Annotated in this window: 18 protein-coding genes; all 18 read right to left on the minus strand. The window is 31.2% G+C overall.

Features of this window, described 5'->3' with window-relative positions; all coding sequences use genetic code 11:
• Window positions 1–73 precede the first annotated feature (73 nt).
• The 18 genes from QHT84_RS07590 to QHT84_RS07675 all read right to left on the minus strand — a co-directional run bounded on the left by QHT84_RS07590 (window position 74) and on the right by QHT84_RS07675 (window position 19,954).
• A complete protein-coding gene (locus QHT84_RS07590) occupies window positions 74–2,914 on the minus strand; it encodes a coiled-coil domain-containing protein (protein WP_283238956.1) in 2,841 nt (946 codons plus the stop codon).
• 62 nt (window positions 2,915–2,976) lie between these two features.
• Complete coding sequence (locus QHT84_RS07595; RefSeq protein WP_283238957.1) at window positions 2,977–4,938, minus strand: hypothetical protein; 1,962 nt, start codon at window positions 4,936–4,938, stop codon at window positions 2,977–2,979.
• Window positions 4,938–7,538, minus strand: coding sequence for a delta-60 repeat domain-containing protein (locus QHT84_RS07600; RefSeq protein ID WP_283238958.1), 2,601 nt, complete (start codon window positions 7,536–7,538; stop codon window positions 4,938–4,940). Before QHT84_RS07600 ends, QHT84_RS07595 begins: the two co-directional genes overlap by 1 nt.
• On the minus strand, window positions 7,538–7,993 hold the full coding sequence (locus QHT84_RS07605) for a hypothetical protein (RefSeq protein WP_283238959.1): 456 nt from the start codon (window positions 7,991–7,993) through the stop codon (window positions 7,538–7,540). The genes QHT84_RS07600 and QHT84_RS07605 overlap by 1 nt, the downstream gene beginning before the upstream one ends.
• Window positions 7,994–7,995: 2 nt before the next feature.
• Window positions 7,996–8,400, minus strand: a complete 405-nt coding sequence (locus tag QHT84_RS07610) for a hypothetical protein (RefSeq protein ID WP_283238961.1) — start codon at window positions 8,398–8,400, stop codon at window positions 7,996–7,998.
• Window positions 8,400–9,020 (minus strand): hypothetical protein, encoded by a 621-nt coding sequence (locus tag QHT84_RS07615; RefSeq protein WP_283238962.1) that lies wholly within the window; start codon window positions 9,018–9,020, stop codon window positions 8,400–8,402. The genes QHT84_RS07610 and QHT84_RS07615 overlap by 1 nt, the downstream gene beginning before the upstream one ends.
• A complete protein-coding gene (locus QHT84_RS07620) occupies window positions 9,008–10,177 on the minus strand; it encodes a PBSX family phage terminase large subunit (RefSeq protein ID WP_283238963.1) in 1,170 nt (389 codons plus the stop codon). The genes QHT84_RS07615 and QHT84_RS07620 overlap by 13 nt, the downstream gene beginning before the upstream one ends.
• A gap of 2 nt (window positions 10,178–10,179) precedes the next feature.
• The gene (locus QHT84_RS07625; RefSeq protein ID WP_283238964.1) at window positions 10,180–10,728 is read right to left on the minus strand and encodes a hypothetical protein; all 549 of its coding nucleotides are present in this window, start codon (window positions 10,726–10,728) and stop codon (window positions 10,180–10,182) included.
• A gap of 233 nt (window positions 10,729–10,961) precedes the next feature.
• Window positions 10,962–11,450, minus strand: coding sequence for a hypothetical protein (locus tag QHT84_RS07630; protein WP_283238965.1), 489 nt, complete (start codon window positions 11,448–11,450; stop codon window positions 10,962–10,964).
• A 4-nt stretch (window positions 11,451–11,454) separates the two neighbouring features.
• Window positions 11,455–11,895, minus strand: coding sequence for a CAP domain-containing protein (locus tag QHT84_RS07635; RefSeq protein WP_283238966.1), 441 nt, complete (start codon window positions 11,893–11,895; stop codon window positions 11,455–11,457).
• On the minus strand, window positions 11,895–14,453 hold the full coding sequence (locus QHT84_RS07640; RefSeq protein ID WP_283238967.1) for a hypothetical protein: 2,559 nt from the start codon (window positions 14,451–14,453) through the stop codon (window positions 11,895–11,897). Before QHT84_RS07640 ends, QHT84_RS07635 begins: the two co-directional genes overlap by 1 nt.
• Entirely contained in the window at window positions 14,453–14,665 is a 213-nt protein-coding gene (locus QHT84_RS07645; protein WP_283238968.1) for an ATP-dependent Clp protease adaptor ClpS, read from the minus strand. The genes QHT84_RS07640 and QHT84_RS07645 overlap by 1 nt, the downstream gene beginning before the upstream one ends.
• Window positions 14,665–16,020, minus strand: coding sequence for a hypothetical protein (locus QHT84_RS07650; protein ID WP_283238969.1), 1,356 nt, complete (start codon window positions 16,018–16,020; stop codon window positions 14,665–14,667). Before QHT84_RS07650 ends, QHT84_RS07645 begins: the two co-directional genes overlap by 1 nt.
• A 71-nt stretch (window positions 16,021–16,091) precedes the next feature.
• Window positions 16,092–16,616: a DUF6712 family protein gene (locus QHT84_RS07655; RefSeq protein WP_283238970.1), complete on the minus strand. Its 525-nt coding sequence runs from the start codon at window positions 16,614–16,616 to the stop codon at window positions 16,092–16,094.
• A 1-nt stretch (window position 16,617) separates the two neighbouring features.
• Window positions 16,618–17,760 carry a phage portal family protein gene (locus QHT84_RS07660; RefSeq protein ID WP_283238971.1) on the minus strand — a complete coding sequence of 381 codons (1,143 nt, stop codon included), beginning with the start codon at window positions 17,758–17,760 and terminating at the stop codon, window positions 16,618–16,620.
• The gene (locus tag QHT84_RS07665) at window positions 17,760–18,164 is read right to left on the minus strand and encodes a hypothetical protein (protein ID WP_283238972.1); all 405 of its coding nucleotides are present in this window, start codon (window positions 18,162–18,164) and stop codon (window positions 17,760–17,762) included. Before QHT84_RS07665 ends, QHT84_RS07660 begins: the two co-directional genes overlap by 1 nt.
• Before the next feature lie 92 nt (window positions 18,165–18,256).
• Window positions 18,257–18,832 carry a hypothetical protein gene (locus tag QHT84_RS07670; protein WP_283238973.1) on the minus strand — a complete coding sequence of 192 codons (576 nt, stop codon included), beginning with the start codon at window positions 18,830–18,832 and terminating at the stop codon, window positions 18,257–18,259.
• A gap of 75 nt (window positions 18,833–18,907) precedes the next feature.
• Window positions 18,908–19,954, minus strand: coding sequence for a hypothetical protein (locus QHT84_RS07675; RefSeq protein WP_283238974.1), 1,047 nt, complete (start codon window positions 19,952–19,954; stop codon window positions 18,908–18,910).
• Between the last annotated feature and the right edge of the window lie 24 nt (window positions 19,955–19,978).

The raw sequence follows: 19,978 nt of genomic DNA on the forward strand, positions 1-19,978 counted from the left end.
GATTTTGGTAAAAAAAAAAGAATGGTGTTATTTAACTTTAATTAAACAACACCACCCTTGATTTTATTGATGATTAAAAGTTTGCCATTTGTTCAATGATGGCAACTCTGTTTTGTGTATCTGATATATCAACAACACTTACAACTGGGTTTGGTAATGCAGTATTAGCTTGTGCAATCTTACTGGCTAATAAGTCATAATCAAAACTCATTTTAAGACCATTTAAAGCACCGAAACTTGTATAACCACCAACTGAACCACCAGATGCAAAAGAAGGAACTCCGATGCTTCTAAAGAAGGCTGAACCACCAGCTTTTCTTTGTTGTTCTTCATTAAGTATCATTTCGCCTTGTTTAACGTATGCAAGGGTATCATCACCATTTCTTAATGGAACTGATAAGTTTGCACCGTTATCAATTACACCGCTTCTAAGTGTCGGGATAATACCCCCAGATGCTCTGCTAGGTACTTTGGTAGCGGCAATTTTTCCAACATTCATTAAACCAGTTGCAAGAACAACACCAGCTTGTGCAATCTTGGCAATACCACCAGCTGGTTCTGGCAAAACAGATTTAGCTGATAAGATTGCGGTAACCCCTTGGTAAGTGTTTATTGTTGCTTGTGCTATTGCTGCTGCTTTTCCAGCGGCTGTTGCTTCACCTAATAAACCAGCAATTGCACCAAATGTATCTGAATATACTTGAAGCTTGGCTTTCTCTTTATCTTCTTCAATCTTTTGCTGAATATTTGCGTGTTTTTTGGTGATGAGGTCTTTTGATGCACCAGTTTTTTCAGCGGCTGCAAGTTCAGCTTCATAACGGATTCTTTCACGTTCTGTTTGCAAATCAAATTCATTGGTAAACTTTTCTTCATCAAGTATTCTTTGATTCTCCAAATCTATTGCTTGTTGTTCCTTTTTGGCTGCATCCCTTTGCTTTTGTGCTTCTTCATTTTTGATTCTGGTATTCTCATTAATCAAATCAATAGCATCATTGTATTGTTGTTGGTTAATGATTCCTTTTTGAAGTCTTAATAATTGAAACTCGGCTTCTTTTTGTTGGATGGCATTGTTTTCAGCAATGATATTTTGAAGCTTCTGTTCACTAAAGAATTTATCATCATTTAGTTTTGTTTGATGATTCTTTTTGAATATATCTAATTCCCTTTGTGCTTCTGAAATGGTGGTATCAGCTTGTTTCTTTGCAAACTCATTTGTTAATGCAAGTGCTTGTGCTTGGTAGGCTGTTTGGGTTATTTTCTTGGCATCGTATTCTTGTTTTAAGATTGCAAGCTTTTTATCCAGTACTTGTTTTTCAAATGCCAATTCTTCTTCAAGTGATTTCTTTTTAAACCCTTGTTGTTGAATGAACAAATCCAATTCATCTTTCGATTTTTGAATGCTGGCATCAATTGCTTTTTGTCTGGCTTGTTCTCTTTTTTGTCTTGCATCTTCTGCTGCTTGTTCAGCTTTTTCTTGTTTGGCTTTTCTATCTTCTTCTAATTTATCTTGTGCATTTTGATTCTTTTCCAAACGCTTGGTTGATTCATCTTTGATTGCAATTTTTGCCAGTTCAGCTTTCTTGATTAAATCAACTTCATCTTGTGTAATCTTACCTAAGTTCAATAATTCAATAGCGTATGCAGTACCTCTTTTTTTAAGGTTTGCAATTTCTTGTGCATTCAATGCACCTTTAATTCTGGTAGCTTCAACAGCGTTTGCAAGTTCCTTATCAGCCAATGCAGTTCTTTGATTAAAGTTTGCTGTTTCAATTGCTTCTGCTTGTTTTAAGAACTTCAATCTTTCTTGTTCAGATAGTGTTCTGTTTTTTGATTGAAGAATAAGTTCAGCATATTGTTGTGCTGCTTTTGCATTTGCAACTTCTTGAATACTTTGTTGGTCGGCTAAATCTTGTTGTGCTGCTTTAAGTGCAGCAGCTTCTTTTGCAGCATTTGCCATTTCAGAACCCATTTTTTTCAATGAATCGATTGGGTTTAATAAAAAGTTACCCAGTTTTGAAATTGCATCCCCAACACTTGTAATACTTGATAAGAATGCAACAAGTGTTTGTTGAACAACTCTGACTGCTGCACCCATTGCTGCCATACCTTGTTCAATTTTATCTATTAGTGGGTCAAAGGTTTTGAAGTAACCAATTAGAAGTGCTATTGCAATTATGATTAAACCAATTCCAGTTGCTGCTAAAGCAGCGGTAAAGATTCTAACAGCACCAGTTCCAATGTTTGTTGCAACTGCCATTGCTTTTTGACTTGTTGAAAGTCCATCTGTAGCAGTAGCAGCATTTTTGATTTGTAAAGCACCACCAGCTACATCATTTTTAACAGCACCAAATAATTGTGAAGTAGTTGATAAACCATCTTTTAGTACTGCCAATTTTCCAGAAAAGATTCCAGATTCATTTAATGCACTTGTGATGGCATTTTTATAATCTCCAATACCTATTTTTTGTTGTTCATATGCACTAACATTGGTTTTGATAAACTTGTTGTTCTCATCAAGCTTTGCATTGATTTCGGCTAGTTTCTGTTTGCCTTCATCAGTTTTAAGATTCAACTGATTTCTGAGGGTTAACAATTGGGTATTGTTTTCTCTGGCTTGTGCTATTGATAGGTTTTCTTTTGCAATAGCATCAGCAATTGCCAATGATGTTTGTGCAAATGAATTATTTGCTGATGATAATTGAATAACAACCGCTTTTTGTTGGTTGTAAGAAGTTTGTAATCTTGACAATTCAACTGCATTTTTTTGATAAGCATTGCTTGTTGTTTGGTTTGATGCAGTTAATTGTTTTTGAGCAGCTTGTAATCTTTCGATTTCTGCTCTGGTTTCACCCATCTTGGTAAGTAATGCTGATGTATTAATATCCAAGTTTAGGATTTCAACTTTGTTTGCCATTTAGCTTTTATGTTTTCATCTTGTTATGTTTTGTGCTGCCATTGACAGCGGTTAATATTCTTTTACTTGTTTAACTTGATTAGTTCAACTGAAGTTACTTTTCCAATCTTATAATTATTGATTTTATTGATTAAGAAAATACCACCCAATTGTTCTATGTAATACAGTTTTTTGAAATCAAAATTAGCAACATCAGTTGATGTTAAGTAGAACTTAGCGGTTATGATTTTTGCATTATTGAATATTGAATTCAATGGTGCATAATATGAATCAATGGTTTCATTCCAAGCAATATTTTGATAGGTTTCAACCTTTGCTGAAAGTACTGTTGTTGAACTGCCAGTAACACCACTAATAACTGCTTCTGTTCCTATTTTAGCTGGTGAACCGAATTCATAATCAATTGCCCTTAAAAAATAATACTTCCCAGATAAACCCTTATATTTGATTTGACCAGTATCGGTTACTTCTTTATTCCACATTTTGTAAACGTGTACATCTTGAAGTTCAAGTAATGGAACTGTATCTTTTTCTGGCGATGTTATTTTTGATTCAATCACATCCAATTTTTCAGATAGATTCTTGTTGTTGACCAAAAGAACACCATCATTGTAGTTCACATTTTCTTCATTGTATTTGTACTTGAAATTGTTTTCTTGTGCATAAGTTCCATACAGATATTTTTCTTTTTCGATGTATTGAAATTTATCTGACCAGTTAACCACAATTGGGTTATTGATTACTTCATCGAGTGTTCTAAATTCATAGTTGTTGGTGTATTTATCTTTATATAAAGTCAAACCATATCTATGAATGATTTCTTTTATAAAATCGATAGTATTGAAGTTCTTTAACTCATTTTGAAAATCATACAATGGGTCATCATAGTAACCAAATTGAATAGTAAAGTTTGTGCTGTTATTAAATAGATTATCAATACCAACGGGTGATGTTGTTAGAATCGAAAAGGTTTCATTTTCGTTCAAAGAAAAGTTGTAATTGATATTCAAATTGGTGTATTGTGTAACACCTTCTGCAATCTTCACTTTTGGTCTTGAACTAGCTAATGCACCATTTGGTGAATTGTATTCACAATTCTTTACAAACCAAATATCAACTGGTACATTTTCACTTAGATTCTGAACTTTTACTGCATTGATTTTACCAGTAATTTTGATGTTGAAATTCTTTGCTTCAAGTGCTTTGATGTGTTCATCCGTTGTACCATATCCATTAGTTGATAGTGTTGTAAATATTGTTGTTGCAACTGATGAAGTAAACCCAGTTGTATCTAAAATATATCTTGATAAACCACCTCTGTTATAATTTGTAGCACCACCAGTAAATGAAGCAATTGGAATGATATTATCATTAGCTTCTGGGTTAACACCTTTTGGGTAAGTCATCCAAAGATTATTGAAATCTTCTGATTGGAATATTGAACCCGAATAAGTGAATCCATAAGTTTCAAATATTCGATTCCATAGGTATGAAATTTTCACACTTGGAATCAAATAATCAATATTCAAAGTATCACCAGAAATGATTGATTTACCATTATAATCAGCAATGATATAACAGTAATCTAAATTATTGTTCCAAGTGTTTATAACGCTTGTAAGGTTCTTAGTATGGGTTATCTCACCAATGTATAAATCCCCGAGCGTTTTGTTCTCTAATGCCTTAAAAATATCTAAGTTTCCATCATAAATTGTAATATCATAGTACTTAGGGTTGGTTTCATTTATGATTGCCCAACCATTATGAACCATCTTATCATTTTCAACAAAATAATCACAACTTGATTTGATGTATGGTAATTGTGATTGTGAACCAAGATTACCCAAGTAACCAAAGATTCTTTGATTATTTGGGGTTAATGGTAACTTGATATTTGTTGAATAATTTGTTTGGGTTGTATTCAGATTTGCAAGATTATTAACTTGTAATGTTCTTGTGAACTCTGATTCAGTATCAAGTAAATCAACCAATTCATTATTTATGTAAAGCCTTTGGTCATTCATTATAATGTTTGAGTGAATAAATCTGGTAGTGTTATTGTGATTTCTAATGTATTATTAGAATTTTTGGAACTGTCAGTAAATGAACCATCATTGACTGTAATCCCGAAAAATGCGTTTGTGTTGGTTGCAATAAACGGTTGATTATATGCATACATTTCAACTTTCGGACTTGATAAGATTGATTGTATATATTGCTTTTCTTGATTGGTATATTTTGTTTTAAGTTTAATTTTTCTTTCACCTCTTTTACCAATGATATTTGATGTTGATGTAACGTTTTGAAGATTGTCATAGACACCCGTTATATCATCCATTGATTTGAATGTATTGGTAGTTGTATATGGTTCTTCAAATAGCCAATAAGAATAGCTTCCAGAATTATTGAACCACTTTAAATAAACCCCACAGTTCGATTCTTTTTTGTTAATCATCACATTGCTTACAAATGAATTATTAACCCATAATTCAACATTGTTATGTGTGCTGGCAAGGTTCAAATCACCAATGAATGATGATTCATTTTGTCCATCACTAATAAAGAATCTTTTCACTTCTGATGTAGTTGCTGTAAATGTTTCAGTTGTGAAATAGTTTGATGTATTTTTTAAAAAGAATTCATCATTGGTTTGCAATCCGAATATTGAAAAGTCAGTAGGATAACCTTCAAAATATGGTAAATAATATTCAGTATAATTTGAAGTTGGTAACAGAATTCTAACTGGTTGTGCCGCTGCCAATCTATCAATGTAATTTGGCAACTGTTCAACGTTCTTCAAGAACTTGATGGTTTTGTTAGCAGTTAAGAATTCGTTGTTTATATCGAATACTTTGATTTCAGCATTTAATGTTAATGATAAAGTTGAATCATCTACTATTGCATTACTCAAAATATCTGGAACAACTTCATCTTTAAAATAGTTCGGGTTGATTAAATTCTTGGCGATTTCTTTAAAGTTGAATGTGAAAGAATTTAAAAATGGGTCAATTCGATAGATTGTACCATTAACATCAATTTCAGAATGTGTGACATCGTTTATTGTGGTTGAATATCTTATGATTGTATTATTATATGCTGGGTTGATTATTTGCGTAATTGTATCATCTGTAAATACCAAATCACCAACTGGTTCTAACAACCCATCATTAAATGTAATAACAACGAAAAATGGAACATCAATAACATTGCTTAATGTTAATACATCATTCAATTCATCATAAGTAATTGATACTTGAACTGTATCACCATCGATTGTATAATCAATATCAGAATCACTATTGAATGTTGAAAGATTATCCCTTGAATATTGTTGTGTATTTGAAACAACGCTTCCAATTGGGATAAAATCATTTGTTGATTGATAAAGTGATGTTGAAGTTGTAAATACACCTAGAAAATAAACTTTGTCAGTAGTTGATAAGGCATATACAACGGTATTATTGAATGATAGTTGATTATCATTTATTATACTTCCATCTACATCAAGTTTTACAAGATTCTGAAAATTATTTCCATTAAACGTTGAAAATTCACCCATCAACAAGATTGTGTTATCTGATTGCTGGGTAATGAATGTACCCATATTGTTATTTAAACCAGAACCACCAGTATTGAAGGTTGAATCAAATGAACCATCAGAATTTAATCTGGCTACACCATTTACTGTATTTGTATTGTAGGTTAAAAATTTACCAGTAATAAGTATTTTTCCATCGGCTTGAACAAATAAACTTCTAACCAATTTATTTGAACCAGCAATACCAGCACCACCGCTGTTGAAGGTTGAATCAAATGAACCATCAGAATTTATTCTGGCAATCGAATTACAAGTGTTACCGTTATAACTTGGGAATAAACCAGATATAAGGATTTTACCAGAAGATAAAATTTCCAAGCCATAAACACCATAACTTGATGTGGTGTTCAAAAGTCCAGTTCCAGCATTAAATGTAGCATCTAAAGTACCATTTGAATTTAGTCTGCAAAGACCTCTGGCATTACTTCCATTGTAAGTAGTAAATTGACCACCAACGATAATTTTTCCATCAGATTGGATAGCTATTCTATCAGCTTGAAAATTGAATCCAGAGCCAATTGTAAAAGTAGAATCAATTGAACCATCTGGTTTTAATCTTATGATTCTATTTCTTGTTGTTCCCTTATATGAAGTGAAAAATCCAACACAAATAACATCACCATTTGATTGAATTTTTACATCTTCAACACCACCATTAAAACCAATTCCAGTTACAAATGAAGTATCTACTGAACCATCAACATTTAATCTTACTATTCCATTTGCTGTTGAACCATTGTATTGTGTAAAATATCCAACAACAATTAGCTTACCATCAGATTGCATTGCACAACGCATTTGATTTAATGATGGGTTATTGAATCCACTACCAACATTGAAACTTGTATCAATTGTTAAATCAGCTTTGTTTGTTCTAACAATTCTACTTGAAGAAAATACTGTTGGTGTTTTGAATGTTTTATTGATAACGGAATAGGGTACACCGTTTTTATTCAAGCTGTAACTGATGCTTTGATTGTTTAGTGGATTTTGAAGAAATTTGATATTTATTGTGCCTACTGCCATTATCTATTTTTTACTAATTTTTCTATCATTATGGTGACTTCATTTATAAAAACATTCACGTTAACTTCTGATAATCTTTCAAAGATTTTATCAATGCGTTCTGGTGTTATTACTTGGTCATAAATGAATAAATGGTTTTCTTTTCTTGTTCCCTCTTTTGCAATTTTTCGGGCAATTAGATAAGCCAATGTTGATGTTTTCATTTTGGCTTCTATGGGTGTTATACCTTTTAATTCAATCCAGTTTTCAATTGCTTGAATTGGTGGTTGTTTTCCAGCTGCTCTACCACCCAAATACAAGTAACCAGATAATGTTCCAGATGTACTGGTATTTGTAATTTCCAATCCTTGTTCAAATTCACCAGAAGTTCTTTTGCCAGATTCATTGTAAACTTTGATAATATCAGCTTTCAATAGTTCAAGTTCTTCTGCAATTATTGATTGATTTTCAAACATTGTTATTCAGTAGATTTCAAACTGTAATTCACAAGAACACCATCAACATTTGTATCAAATACATTAATCACTTCAAGCACTTGAAATTTGTTAATGTCAAACTGATTGCATAACAATGAATTCTTTACTGTTTTAAGTGAATTTTCAATGATGGGTTTAATGTGATTATTGTATTTATCGGTATATGTTTCATCAACATCAGATGAAACAAACAACATAAATTTTCCAGAGTAGGTTAATGTTTCATAACCAGAATCTGAAAAAATTGAATCCGTAATAATTGGTTCTAAAAAGAAATGTATTGTACCACCGCTGGTAACATCTTGATATAAATTATGGTAATCTTGTCTACCATATTCAAAGTACCAATTATTTGAATCAGCTATGTTTTTAAATGTTTCAAACATTATTTTTTTGATTGTTTTTTCTTTTGTAATTCGGCAACCTCTCGCTTTATTTTATTCTTTTCTTTTTCTAATCTTAACTTGGTAAACACTACCATATATGGCAATTCTTCAATTTCCTTCCATTTTAGAACATCTTCTTTGGATAATAAATCCAAATCATTGATTACACCAAATTTTTCAAGTCTTTGTTTAGCATTAACAACTGCCAAAAATTCATCTTCATATTCATCAACCAATTCATTGTTTTCAGCGTTCTTGATTTCAATTATTTCTTTTCTAATCTTTGAAATAATACCGTAGAAAGTAGTAATAGTAAAGTTCAAGATGTGATAATCTTCAACATCAACTAACATTTTTATTGTATCAAAAATTGACTTATCGGAAGCTTCAAGCAAATTCATTTTGATTTCATTCACTTTTCCAAATGATAGGCTTCTAATGTCTTTTATTTGTAGTGTTTTAGGATGCTTTTTAAACCATTTATGATACCATTTGTATTTTGGGTTAGGTATTTCGTTTAAAGGGTTTAAATGTTCTAAAATGCTTGTGTATTCTTGAATAACACTCAAATCTGTTATTCTGAAAAAGTCCTTAACTTTATAATCAATTATCTTTTCCATTTGAACGTTTTATATTGATTTTGTTTAGGGAATTTCATCAAGAAAAAATATCTGACCGAGTCTAACCCGTGATTATATGCATCTATTGGAATTGAAAGTTCTTTACCTTCTTTGTCCTTTGCCCAAACATAATTTTGAAGTTCTTTTATAAGGTTTACACTTCTTGAAGTTACTTTGAAGTGTTGTTCTTGAATTAATTGAATACCGTAGTTGATACTGTCTTTACCTTTTACAACTGGTAAAACTGATAAACCATAATACTTTAATTCTGATATAGTCTTTGGTTCTGCTGAATCAGCATAAATAATACCTTCTTTCGCTCTGTTGGATTTAATTAAAGCTGCCAGTTGATTGTTTAGCAACCCTTTTTGATAGATGACTTCATCAAGAATGATTTCACCGTTATATCTGTAAACACTAATTAGTGCTGTTGGGTCATTTGAGAATCCAAAATCCAAACCAGAACCCAAAAGTTCTGCATCTTCTGGTAACATTTCTATTTCTGACCAATCAGTATAAATTGCACCAGATTGAATACCCAATTGCCCTAATCCCATTACCTTCCATCGGTTCGCCCAATATTCAGAACTTAAACCTTTGATTTCCCAGCTTTCAATTTCTTGTTTGATTTTGTCATCCAAATATTCATTATCCTTATAAGTCAGAATAACAAAATCAACATCTTCTTTTCCGATTAATTCAGTATGTGCATAAAATGGTGATGTTGGGTTAAAATCCAAAAAAGTGAATTTTTTGGTTCTGATATTTAATTCTTGGAACGCTTCAAAATGAACATTGTTTGCTTCATTTATGAATAAAATATCCCTTCTTGCACCTCTTAATTTAGAATGGTCATCAGCTGAAAAAAATTCAAAGGTTGATTTGTTAAGTTTATAGATTCTATCAGTTTTATTATGATTTGATTCATCATATAAACCCATTGATGTAATTATATCAATGAAATCTTTGTAAGCACCTCTTTTTAGTACTGGAACAGATTCTGCAACTATTGAGATTTGAAGTTCACGTTTTAGTGCATAAATGATTAAATATTGAAGGATTGAATATGTTTTACCAGCTGATGTTCCACCTTGTACAATCCTTAAAGGTTTGGTTAATGCAGCAATCTTTGTGAATGCTGTTGTAGGTGTTAACATTATTAGAAATCATATTTATCATCAATGTTATTTTCTGGTTCTATTGAAATTGATTTTTCTGGTAATTGCTCTGGTTTTAATTCAAGAAAATCTGGATTGAGAATATTTTGAATCAACGCCTTTTGTTCATTGTTCCCAGCTGTGATTTGAATGATTTGGGTTTCTTCATTCTTATTGATGTTTTCAGAAATATGTTTAAGATTGAATTCTTCAAACTTTCTTTCAAGAATCCAAGCATATCTTACCCATTGACCAGTTTTATCATTCTTTAATGCTTCACCCAAAGCCATTTTTTCTTTAATCAATGCTTCTTGAATGAGTTCCAAAAATTCAACACCCAATTCTTCATTTGGTGCAAATTTTCCAGCCTTCCAATTCTTAAAAGTTCTTGTTGTAATTCTATCTTCAATTGGTAAAAGCTTGTTTACCAAAAAAACCAAATCAGCATCAGTTAAAAAAACAACACTATTGTTGTTTAATACTTGTTGAAGCGATGGAATCCAATTAGCCATTTTAAATGGTCTTCCTCTTTCTTTTTTATCTTCATTCATAATTATTTCTTGTTTACGGAAATAATACTTTCAGATGCTGAATAGTAAAGTTTTGTAATGTTCAATATTGTGAATCACATATTAAGGTGTTATTTAAATGGGAAAAAACCATCCTGGATCCAGGATGGTTTTTTCATATCAAATTTAAAGTTGCGGTTCTAGGAGTCGAACCCAGTATTACAAGCATATGAAACTTGTGTGATTTATTTATCCGTTTCACTCAACCGCGATGTTTATTCTTTTTTTTCTTCATCATCTTCAATAATTTCATTCAAGTCCTTTTTAAGTTCTTTACCCTTTTTGAATAACTCTTTTAAATAAACCCATAGTGATTTATTGCCGTAATAATTCATTGATGTTTCATCCAATGATTTGATTTCAATGTAGCACCAAAGCAAAGTTGTTATCTTGGTTAGTAATAAATTTATTCCGAGAATTGAACTTTCAAAAATGAATTTGTCAATAAAAAAAACAGCTACTATAGAACTACAATAAAATAATGTTTTAACCACAATATTGAATAGTTTGGTTGATTTGTATGCTTTAATTCCATACTTCTTAATGTTACCAGCAATAGCCATAATGGTATCAGCAGCAACAAAGAATGTAATCAGCATTATAAATGGTTTGATTGGCGTTAAAATGGTTATAAGGCTTAAAAAAGCTATTAATATGTATTCTTTCATATTTGTATTTTGTATTTGAATAAAACTATTTTTCATTTTATTAGTATTTTAGTAGAAGACAACTATTGTAATTATCAATTGTGCTTATACCAATCCAATTGTAGACTGGGTTTTCTATCACACTTTTATGTTGTTCAGAATTCATATAAGCATTGAAAGTTGATTGACTTGAAATAAATCCAAATGCTACTATTTCACCAGCTCTTTTAGCTTTAGATTCAATAAATCTTTGATAAAAGAAATCGTGACTTAAAGAATCTTTTTCTATCATATATAACACGTGTTCTTTTGATAAATCAGATGCTAATACTTCAATTTTTAGTTTATTCAAACCAATTGAATCTCTATGTAGATTAATATAATTTACAAGTTCAATTTCAGAAATTGAAGAATCACATTTTATAATTGGATTGTAAGTTTCGGTTTCAGATTTTTCACAACCAATAACAGATAAAATTAGAATTAGAAGGAACAATTTCATTAAGATAGAAACGTATAAGCTTTAGTTGTTATTGGTGAAAAGTATGAATCAACATAATTTCCAAATGAATCCCAGTATTTAAATCCTTTTGTGTCAATATTGCTATTTGTAACCCAATTATCAATGTTAACCCAGCCATTTGTACCATCACAATCAACATAAAAATCCATTACACAATCATTTGGCACATTAGATGAAGTATAGGTTAAAGTTTCCCAAATTCCATTTGAAACTGACATTGTATCACAAACAGTTTCAGCAGTAATACCACAAGTAGGATTGAAAGCTAACATTAGTCTTGGTTGATTTCCAGTATAATCTGTTCCGTCACTTATTGTGGATTTTCTAACATCAATTGAAACAGTTACTGATGTGCCAGAAGCTACTGGAACTTTTAATAAACTGTTACTTGCCTTATAAATCGAAGTATGAGGTGTAATTCTTATTGAAGGACTTGAGTTATTAAAAATAGTTGTGTCTGATGACACAACACCGTTACCAAGCCATTGTTTGTATGAACCAACTATACCATTATGATTGAATGATTGTACTGTACAATTTAAATTTGAAACTGGTAAGCCTAGAATTGGTATAAATTCAGCACCACCTAAATAACAGTTATTTAAATTTATGCTTGTACCATTTGTTAAATTTGTAAATACAGCACTTGAAAAATTCGAAGAAGTTAAACCAGAATCAGAATAACCAAAATAGCATCTATTAAAATATACGGCATCGATTGGAACTGAAACCCCACCAATTGCATTTGTTTGAACAAACGTTTCACCACCATAAAAATAACTAGTGTCAAATAAAATTTTAACGTTACATCTAGCATTAAATCCAATAGCACCACCTAAATTTCCAAAATTTCTCATACCAACAAAACTGATGACAAAATCACGTTGATATGAATTTGAACCATTTATAATAATACCACCATTACTATTTCGCCAAACCAAAAAGTTAGTTAAGTTTTGATTACCACCAGCCAACGGTAATGAAAAGTTTATACCAGTTCCTTGATTACTGTAAAAATTATTACCAGTTGCATTGTTTTTAAATCCGCCAGTATAGGGTACAGCATTACTTGTGAAAATATTATAGCTACCAATGTAATCACAAGTCATTGTTGATGTAACACCAGTACAACCAATTATAACATTGCCATCATCTATAGTGCTTCCTATTGAATTAACAGTGTTTAAACTTGGATGTCCTAAAGCATAGAATATATTGTTATTTATACTTGTATTACTTGTTCTGACAAATGAAAATACAGTTGTATTAAATTGTGCAGTATTCATAAACACACAATTATTACTACTAAAACTACCAGTTGAAAATGCCGTACCTAAACCAAATCCAGCAGTTGTTGCAGCATTACCACCACCCATATCTATAAATCTGGTATTATTCCAATTAACTACTGCTTGTGGGAATATTTGAATATTCGTTCTAAGAGTTGGTGAACTACTTAGAACAGATATGTTTCTTGTAATATTTACTACATCAGCTTGTACTAAAGTTGTTGAATTACCACCGTGAGTATTTGTATATCCTGAATGACTTAATGTAGTACCAGTAACACCACTTAATTGTAATTGTTCCCATTGAGTATAGGTTCTACTTGTTGAAGCTACAACTATTGTATCACCAGAAGACCAACCAGTAGAATTAGTTGTTGTACTTGTTGTTTGACCAGTATTAACATCAGCTGCTAATTTTGTTTTAACAAAATTTCTTGGAGCACCAAAAGTAGTAAATGTACCATAAGCTAAAATATTATACTGTAGTGACGATGCACACAATACTTCTAATACTGCTGTACTTGTACTTGGCATTGTTGAACCAGAAGTACCAATAGTTAATACACCATTTAAACCCACAATAACATTTCCACCAAGTTTTAAACAATAATTAGTACTTGAATTTGTTCCATAATTTAATGTACCTCTTGTTCCTACATATAAATTACCATAAGTAGTTGAAGTAGATGTTGAATCCATTGTTATAGTATAACCAGAATTAACACCTGCTGATGTATGTTCACCACTTATTATAAATGTGTCAGTAGATGCTGGTGCAGCTGTTGTTGTTGTTACTAATGCACGGCTATAATTATTGGCTGTACCATCTCTATATACACCTACTTGGTTACTAACAGAACCTACAGTTCTTACACTATAAGTTTGTCCAGCTGTTAAAGTTACTGGTGAATCAAATTTAAAATAAGTCCAACCCAATAAACCAGTTGTTGCTGCACCAGTACTAAATAAATCAGAACAATTTATAGTTACATCTTTTACAGTTGAAGCTGTGGTATTATTAAACAATCTTACAGTAATAGTACCAGTTGGATTAGATACCATCCCTACTAATTGTAAAGAAATACCAGCTACAGTTATTGCACCAGTTGTAAACGTAGCTGAACTATTGACAGATGTTGTAATATTAGCAGTACTTATTCTTGAATCTAAATATGATGTATTATCAACAACACCCCAAGTAGAACTTGAAGTTAAATTACCATTTTGTATTGAATGTAATATTGCCATTATATTTCAATTATAAATTGTTCGAATTCTTCGATTTGAAGATTATCTTTTGCTATTGATATTGCCTTTTCTTCTAGTTCTAAAAAGTTTAAATCATCATAAAAACTACATCCTATTAGCCTTATTAGTTCAATTCCATTAGAATCATTTATTACAAAATCGAAAGTTGTAACATTGTCATTGATTTGTTTATTTAAATACTTTGCTATCATTAAATTTCATAACCTTTAATAACCAAATTGGCTTTTGTTATTGTTGAACAGCTATCAACATTAAATCTGATTACATCACCAGCATTTATGATAGTATTCCAAGTAGAAAGTGATAAATCTTGATTTTTAGTTGAAGCTGAAATTGTTGGTTTTTCACTACCAGTTATAGTATCACCACTTGTTGGCGGAAAATTTGAATAATTATCCTTCCAAACATCAATAACAATTGAACCAATTGTATCAGCTAATAGTGTCCAACTTTCAATTTTCATTGAATATGGAATAGTTAAATCACATTTTGTACCTGATAATATTGCTGAACCACCGCCATCAAATGAAACACCGAATGTTTTTGTTTTTGGAAAACCAGATATGTTAATTGTTGTTCCAGAATTACTATTTAGATATAGTGTACCACCAGAAATTGAATATGTACCACCAGTTAAAAATGTATTTGTATCAATTGATGAGGTCGAACCAGTTGATGGGATTCTATTTATACTTGTTAACTCGGCTAATGTTCCAGTTGTTTTTATGAATTTGAATAATGCAACTTCATTTGGTTGTAAAATCAAATCATCTTCGTTAGGAAAAACCATAGGAATTTCAACACCAGCTTGATTATGTAATAATGTTACTGATGTTGGTTGTGAATTGGCGATTTTCAACTCTTTTCCAATGTAAAATGAACTATTGAAAAAGTTAGTATCCCCAACTAATCCAGTTATATGAGTTACTGAATTTGTTAATCTGAAAGCAGTTGAATTGTCTGTAAGATGAAGATTAATTGAACCCGTTTCATCTATTGTTGTTTCATAAAATTCATCCTTTTGGACAAACAACGTTCCAATAATTGGTATTGTTGGCGTATCAATTGAATTATCATTAACAGTAATTTGACTTATGTAAACACTATCAATAGGTGTAATAGGCGCTAATGCTAATCCCATTGTTTCAGAACCACTAATTCTTACTATTTGATTTGAAGAATTCGCAACAATAATATCAATTCTGGTTTTGCCAGAAGCTGCATATGGAATAGTTAAAACGGTATCAGTTGTTGTTTCAAAATCAACTCCATTAATAACCCAAGTTGCAGGTTCAATTGTTACATAATTTGAATCAACTGTGATTTCACCGATTGAAGTTAATTTGGTTGCATTAATATCTTGAACAATATAATTGAATTGTTTTGCAAACAACAATAATGATAACGCTGCCATCAATTCAGCTTGTGAACCGTAAACAACACCATTTACTTCAATATCTGAATAGTTGGTTGAACCTAATAATTGTAGTTTGGTATCATAGGCATTATGAATGGCAATATTTTCAGCACCTTGTTTGATGCACATAAAATTCTTTGGGTAAGTTAACCCATTAAACTTGAAAGTATTTTGATTATTGGTTGATTGAAAAATTTGCATTACAATTTCTTAAATCTAAATCTTCTGCCAGTAATCAAACCGTAATCAGAAGTTGAAATGTTATTGTTCCAGTTAGGAAATATTGAAGGGTTTGCATTCAAATAATGCTTGATTATTTCAAGTCTTGAACCAGCTAATTGTGATTGAAAATTTGAATAATCCTTCAAAGAATTTCTATCTACTGGCTCTGAATCATTTGATTGTTTTACAGTAGCACCAAATGGTGTGAAATTGGTGTTGATTACAAGAACATACTTAGCCATAAAATAATCAGCTAATAATGCTTTAATCCCATCTTGATGATAAGTAACACCACAATATTCAAAGGTTGAACCAGATAATAAATCTTGATAGTTTGGATTATCAAGATTACCTATCAAATCGAAATAAAACTTGTCACCTAATACTTCTTTAAGATTGGTAATTTGAACTTCTTCAATGATAGTATTAACCTTATTTAAATCAATTTTCTGACCTATATCCTTGTAGTTTGATATTTCGGATGCCAATAAGATTTTATTCATTTTAAAGGGTGTTAGATTGCGTTATTATTGGTGTAATAGTCCAATCATTTGATGGGTTGATTGGTTTATGGAAATTCTTGAATACAAGTTGAAATGCATCAGAAACAATGTTTCTTTCTTCTTCTTTATTTTCCCAATGTGTAAGTTTAGCTTCTTTCAGTAAAGCACCAGATTGACCGAAAATAGAATGGTCAGAATCTTCAATTAGAATCGATGGAACACCAAAAGCTTTTCTAATGTTTCTTGCAGTTGATTCTTCTGTACTTTGGAATTTTTTATCATCAATATTGGAATCAATATCTTGTATGTATATTTCATCTTTCAGAATATCAGAAGTAAGTTTTGATTCAACCAATATTACGCTTGTTGAATTTTCAGCACCCATTGAAGCTTGAATAAGTTCTTCAAATTCTTTGGCTTCATCTTCATCATCAAATGGTTTGGTATGAACGAATTTCATCCCAAAAAAACCTTTTCTAAGACCAGTATTTTTAAATTTTGAAGCTTCAAATTCTGAATTAGCATCATACAATACACAATCTAAATCCGATAAACTGTATAGTTCATTAAAATCAGCTGTTATGTGCAAGATTTGACCTTTGTATTTATTCCATCCACCAGCAGCTTCAACTTGTTTTTCAATAATTGCTGGATTTGGATTGAATCGGTCAATCACAATGAAATCATTCTTATCAATCTTTTTAGTTTTCTTTTTATCCCAGTTATTATAAACAACATATTTACCGTTATAACCAGTTGAATCTATTTTACCAATTCTAACTGTTTCAGAATTTACCAAATCAACGCTTATTACTTCATATAAAGCATTATAGTTGATATGTAGAAACAAGTTGTTAATCTTTGAAAATTCTCTGGAACAGATTCTTAATAGCTGATTGATATTAAGACCTTTTTTATTGATAATAAGGCTGTTTTTATCTACAATGTTTTGGGTAAAATTGAATCCTTTACCATAGATGTATTTTGAATTTATATCAACACATTGTTTGGCTGTAACAGAACTGTTTATAAGGGTTGAAATCAGTTGTGGATAACAATTATCATCACCCCAATTATGAATACCGTTTACTTGGTCATATTTAATCGATAATCTATTATCAACATCAATTAGTTTTACTTTCATTAATCATTCTCATTTTCCACAATGTTATTTTCGATTAATATTTTCCAGTTCTCTGGGTATCTTTCAAACAATGAAATACGGTTTGGATTGATTCTTAAAAAAGCAATACATAATTCATCAGTTGCATTTGCTTGTGAAAGAAATTGACCGCTTCCAAACTCCATTTCAACCAGTCCAACATCATTTCTTAATTTGAAATTTCCGCTGGTTAAAACATTAAATTTTTCCAATCCTTTTTCAGTCAATTTTTTGTGATATAATGGAAATTTATCTTTGCAAGTTGAACACCCAGAAGTGTTGAATATAAACTTGTAGTATTCGATTAATTCGGCTTTCAAATCCTTGTTGTTTTGGATTTCATCCAATGGAATTTCAAGCAAATATTTTAGTCTTTCTATGTTCATATTAATCTTTGATTTTTTCTAATAAAAAAAGGTAGATAGCTAAACACCATCTACCTTTAATTATACTTTAGGATTGCTTCAAGTAAAGTATCTTATTGGAATAAGTTATCTACTTTGGCTTTAGTTGTTGCGTAATTTGTTTCCAAATAAACATTGTATGGATATGGTTCACCAAAGTTTTCTACACTTGATAAAGTGAACAAGAATGAACCATCATTTTCAAGTGTAGTTTGGCTACCTTCTGACATTTTCAACCCATTGGTTAAACCATAGATTTTGAATGCATCAGCAGCACTAGCACCCTTCCATTTAGTTTCTACAACCGCTACAAATTCACCTTTTGATAATTGTTGGATAATTTCGGCATCAGTAGCTGATTGAGTATAAACTCTACCAATAAAGCTATGAGTGAAAGTATCTAAACCATCGTTTACAGTAAATTCATTTGCAGTATTTGAAAGTTGCTTAACAAAGCTGATTTCATAAGCTGTAGCACCAGAAACCAAACTTAGATTGGTAACGGTTGCACCGCTTCTAGTTAATGATGTTACATCAATATCAGCACGGTTAATTAAAACGGCTCTACCACCATCTAAACCACCTTGTGCTGGGTATGATGTGTTACAACCGTATGTTATATTGTGAGTTAATTTTTCAATACAAGACATTTTAAAGTTAGTATTATCTTTTGTGTTATTTTGTAAAGCTTTGGGTGCTTAAAAAGCACCCATTACTTTGTATTTTTAGTATGCTACAGAGATTAAGTAACCTTCAAGTACTTTAGCATCTAAACTGAAAATGTTTTCTGTGTAAACTTTTCTATCAGTTTTGTCATACCAGATTGCCAATTCTTTGAATTCACCAGAATCCAATGTACCAACTGGAATGTTTGAAGGAACGGTGAATACAATTCTATTTGGATAGCTGTATTTTGTACCGTTGTTAAGTGAAGATGTTATGATTCTATCCATAAAATCAGCAACAACAATCTTTCTACCTCTGTAAGTCATCACACCATCATTGATAGCTAATTGACCAACAGCGTTAAGACCAGCATCCTCTAATTTGTCTAAGAAATTATCATAAACTGATTGTGTTACGATAAACATTGCATCTGGATGATTTTTCAATCTTGAATCAGCTTGATTGTAAACTTTTCTCATTGCTGTTAAAGCTTCACCAGCAGCTAATTCTTGTGCGGTATAAGTTGTACCAGTATTTGCAGCGATAACTGCTCTTTGAATTTCACCAGCTGTAACACCAGAAAAGATTTGTTTCCAGATACCATCAACTGATTTGAAGTAATCTTTATTTACAGAGTTTGCAATAGTTCCACCAGATGCTACATTAGCAGCTGATTTATCACCAAACCAAGTCAATCTTAAAACTGTTTCATCAATTGCTTCTAAAAGTCTTGATGATAACATTTTCACTTCTTCTGATGCTTCAACATCATATTTGTTTGATTTTTGACCGAATGCTTTCAATAAAGCTGGTAAGTCTTCTTTGCAGTAAGGAATTCTAACTTCTACTTTGTTATTTTCCCAATATTTTTGAGTTGCCACAATTCCAGCATCTGAATCTTGTGGTGTACAAGTACCATTGGCTGGTAAACCTTGCATACCCATTGAAGAAAAAAGTAAGATTTGAGATTTCATATCAATCCCTTCTTCAATTTTGTGCATTTGTGCAAGTTCTGGGTTAGTAAATGCTGTTTCAAAAATGCATTTGCTTAATTCAGTAACTTCTTTTGGTGATAACGATACGTTATCGAAATTGAAATTTGCCATTGTTTATTTCATAGTTTTCTTTTT

It is taken from the genome of Flavobacterium sedimenticola (assembly GCF_030053345.1).
In the GTDB taxonomy this organism is placed as follows: Bacteria; Bacteroidota; Bacteroidia; order Flavobacteriales; family Flavobacteriaceae; genus Flavobacterium; species Flavobacterium sedimenticola.

Coding starts and splice junctions, on each gene's coding strand:
- QHT84_RS07590 (WP_283238956.1), bottom strand. CDS start 2,914: ATGGCAAACAAAGTTGAAATCCTAAACTTGGATATTAATACATCAGCA.
- QHT84_RS07595 (WP_283238957.1), bottom strand. CDS start 4,938: ATGAATGACCAAAGGCTTTACATAAATAATGAATTGGTTGATTTACTT.
- QHT84_RS07600 (WP_283238958.1), bottom strand. CDS start 7,538: ATGGCAGTAGGCACAATAAATATCAAATTTCTTCAAAATCCACTAAAC.
- QHT84_RS07605 (WP_283238959.1), bottom strand. CDS start 7,993: ATGTTTGAAAATCAATCAATAATTGCAGAAGAACTTGAACTATTGAAA.
- QHT84_RS07610 (WP_283238961.1), bottom strand. CDS start 8,400: ATGTTTGAAACATTTAAAAACATAGCTGATTCAAATAATTGGTACTTT.
- QHT84_RS07615 (WP_283238962.1), bottom strand. CDS start 9,020: ATGGAAAAGATAATTGATTATAAAGTTAAGGACTTTTTCAGAATAACA.
- QHT84_RS07620 (WP_283238963.1), bottom strand. CDS start 10,177: ATGTTAACACCTACAACAGCATTCACAAAGATTGCTGCATTAACCAAA.
- QHT84_RS07625 (WP_283238964.1), bottom strand. CDS start 10,728: ATGAATGAAGATAAAAAAGAAAGAGGAAGACCATTTAAAATGGCTAAT.
- QHT84_RS07630 (WP_283238965.1), bottom strand. CDS start 11,450: ATGAAAAATAGTTTTATTCAAATACAAAATACAAATATGAAAGAATAC.
- QHT84_RS07635 (WP_283238966.1), bottom strand. CDS start 11,895: ATGAAATTGTTCCTTCTAATTCTAATTTTATCTGTTATTGGTTGTGAA.
- QHT84_RS07640 (WP_283238967.1), bottom strand. CDS start 14,453: ATGGCAATATTACATTCAATACAAAATGGTAATTTAACTTCAAGTTCT.
- QHT84_RS07645 (WP_283238968.1), bottom strand. CDS start 14,665: ATGATAGCAAAGTATTTAAATAAACAAATCAATGACAATGTTACAACT.
- QHT84_RS07650 (WP_283238969.1), bottom strand. CDS start 16,020: ATGTGCATCAAACAAGGTGCTGAAAATATTGCCATTCATAATGCCTAT.
- QHT84_RS07655 (WP_283238970.1), bottom strand. CDS start 16,616: ATGAATAAAATCTTATTGGCATCCGAAATATCAAACTACAAGGATATA.
- QHT84_RS07660 (WP_283238971.1), bottom strand. CDS start 17,760: ATGAAAGTAAAACTAATTGATGTTGATAATAGATTATCGATTAAATAT.
- QHT84_RS07665 (WP_283238972.1), bottom strand. CDS start 18,164: ATGAACATAGAAAGACTAAAATATTTGCTTGAAATTCCATTGGATGAA.
- QHT84_RS07670 (WP_283238973.1), bottom strand. CDS start 18,832: ATGTCTTGTATTGAAAAATTAACTCACAATATAACATACGGTTGTAAC.
- QHT84_RS07675 (WP_283238974.1), bottom strand. CDS start 19,954: ATGGCAAATTTCAATTTCGATAACGTATCGTTATCACCAAAAGAAGTT.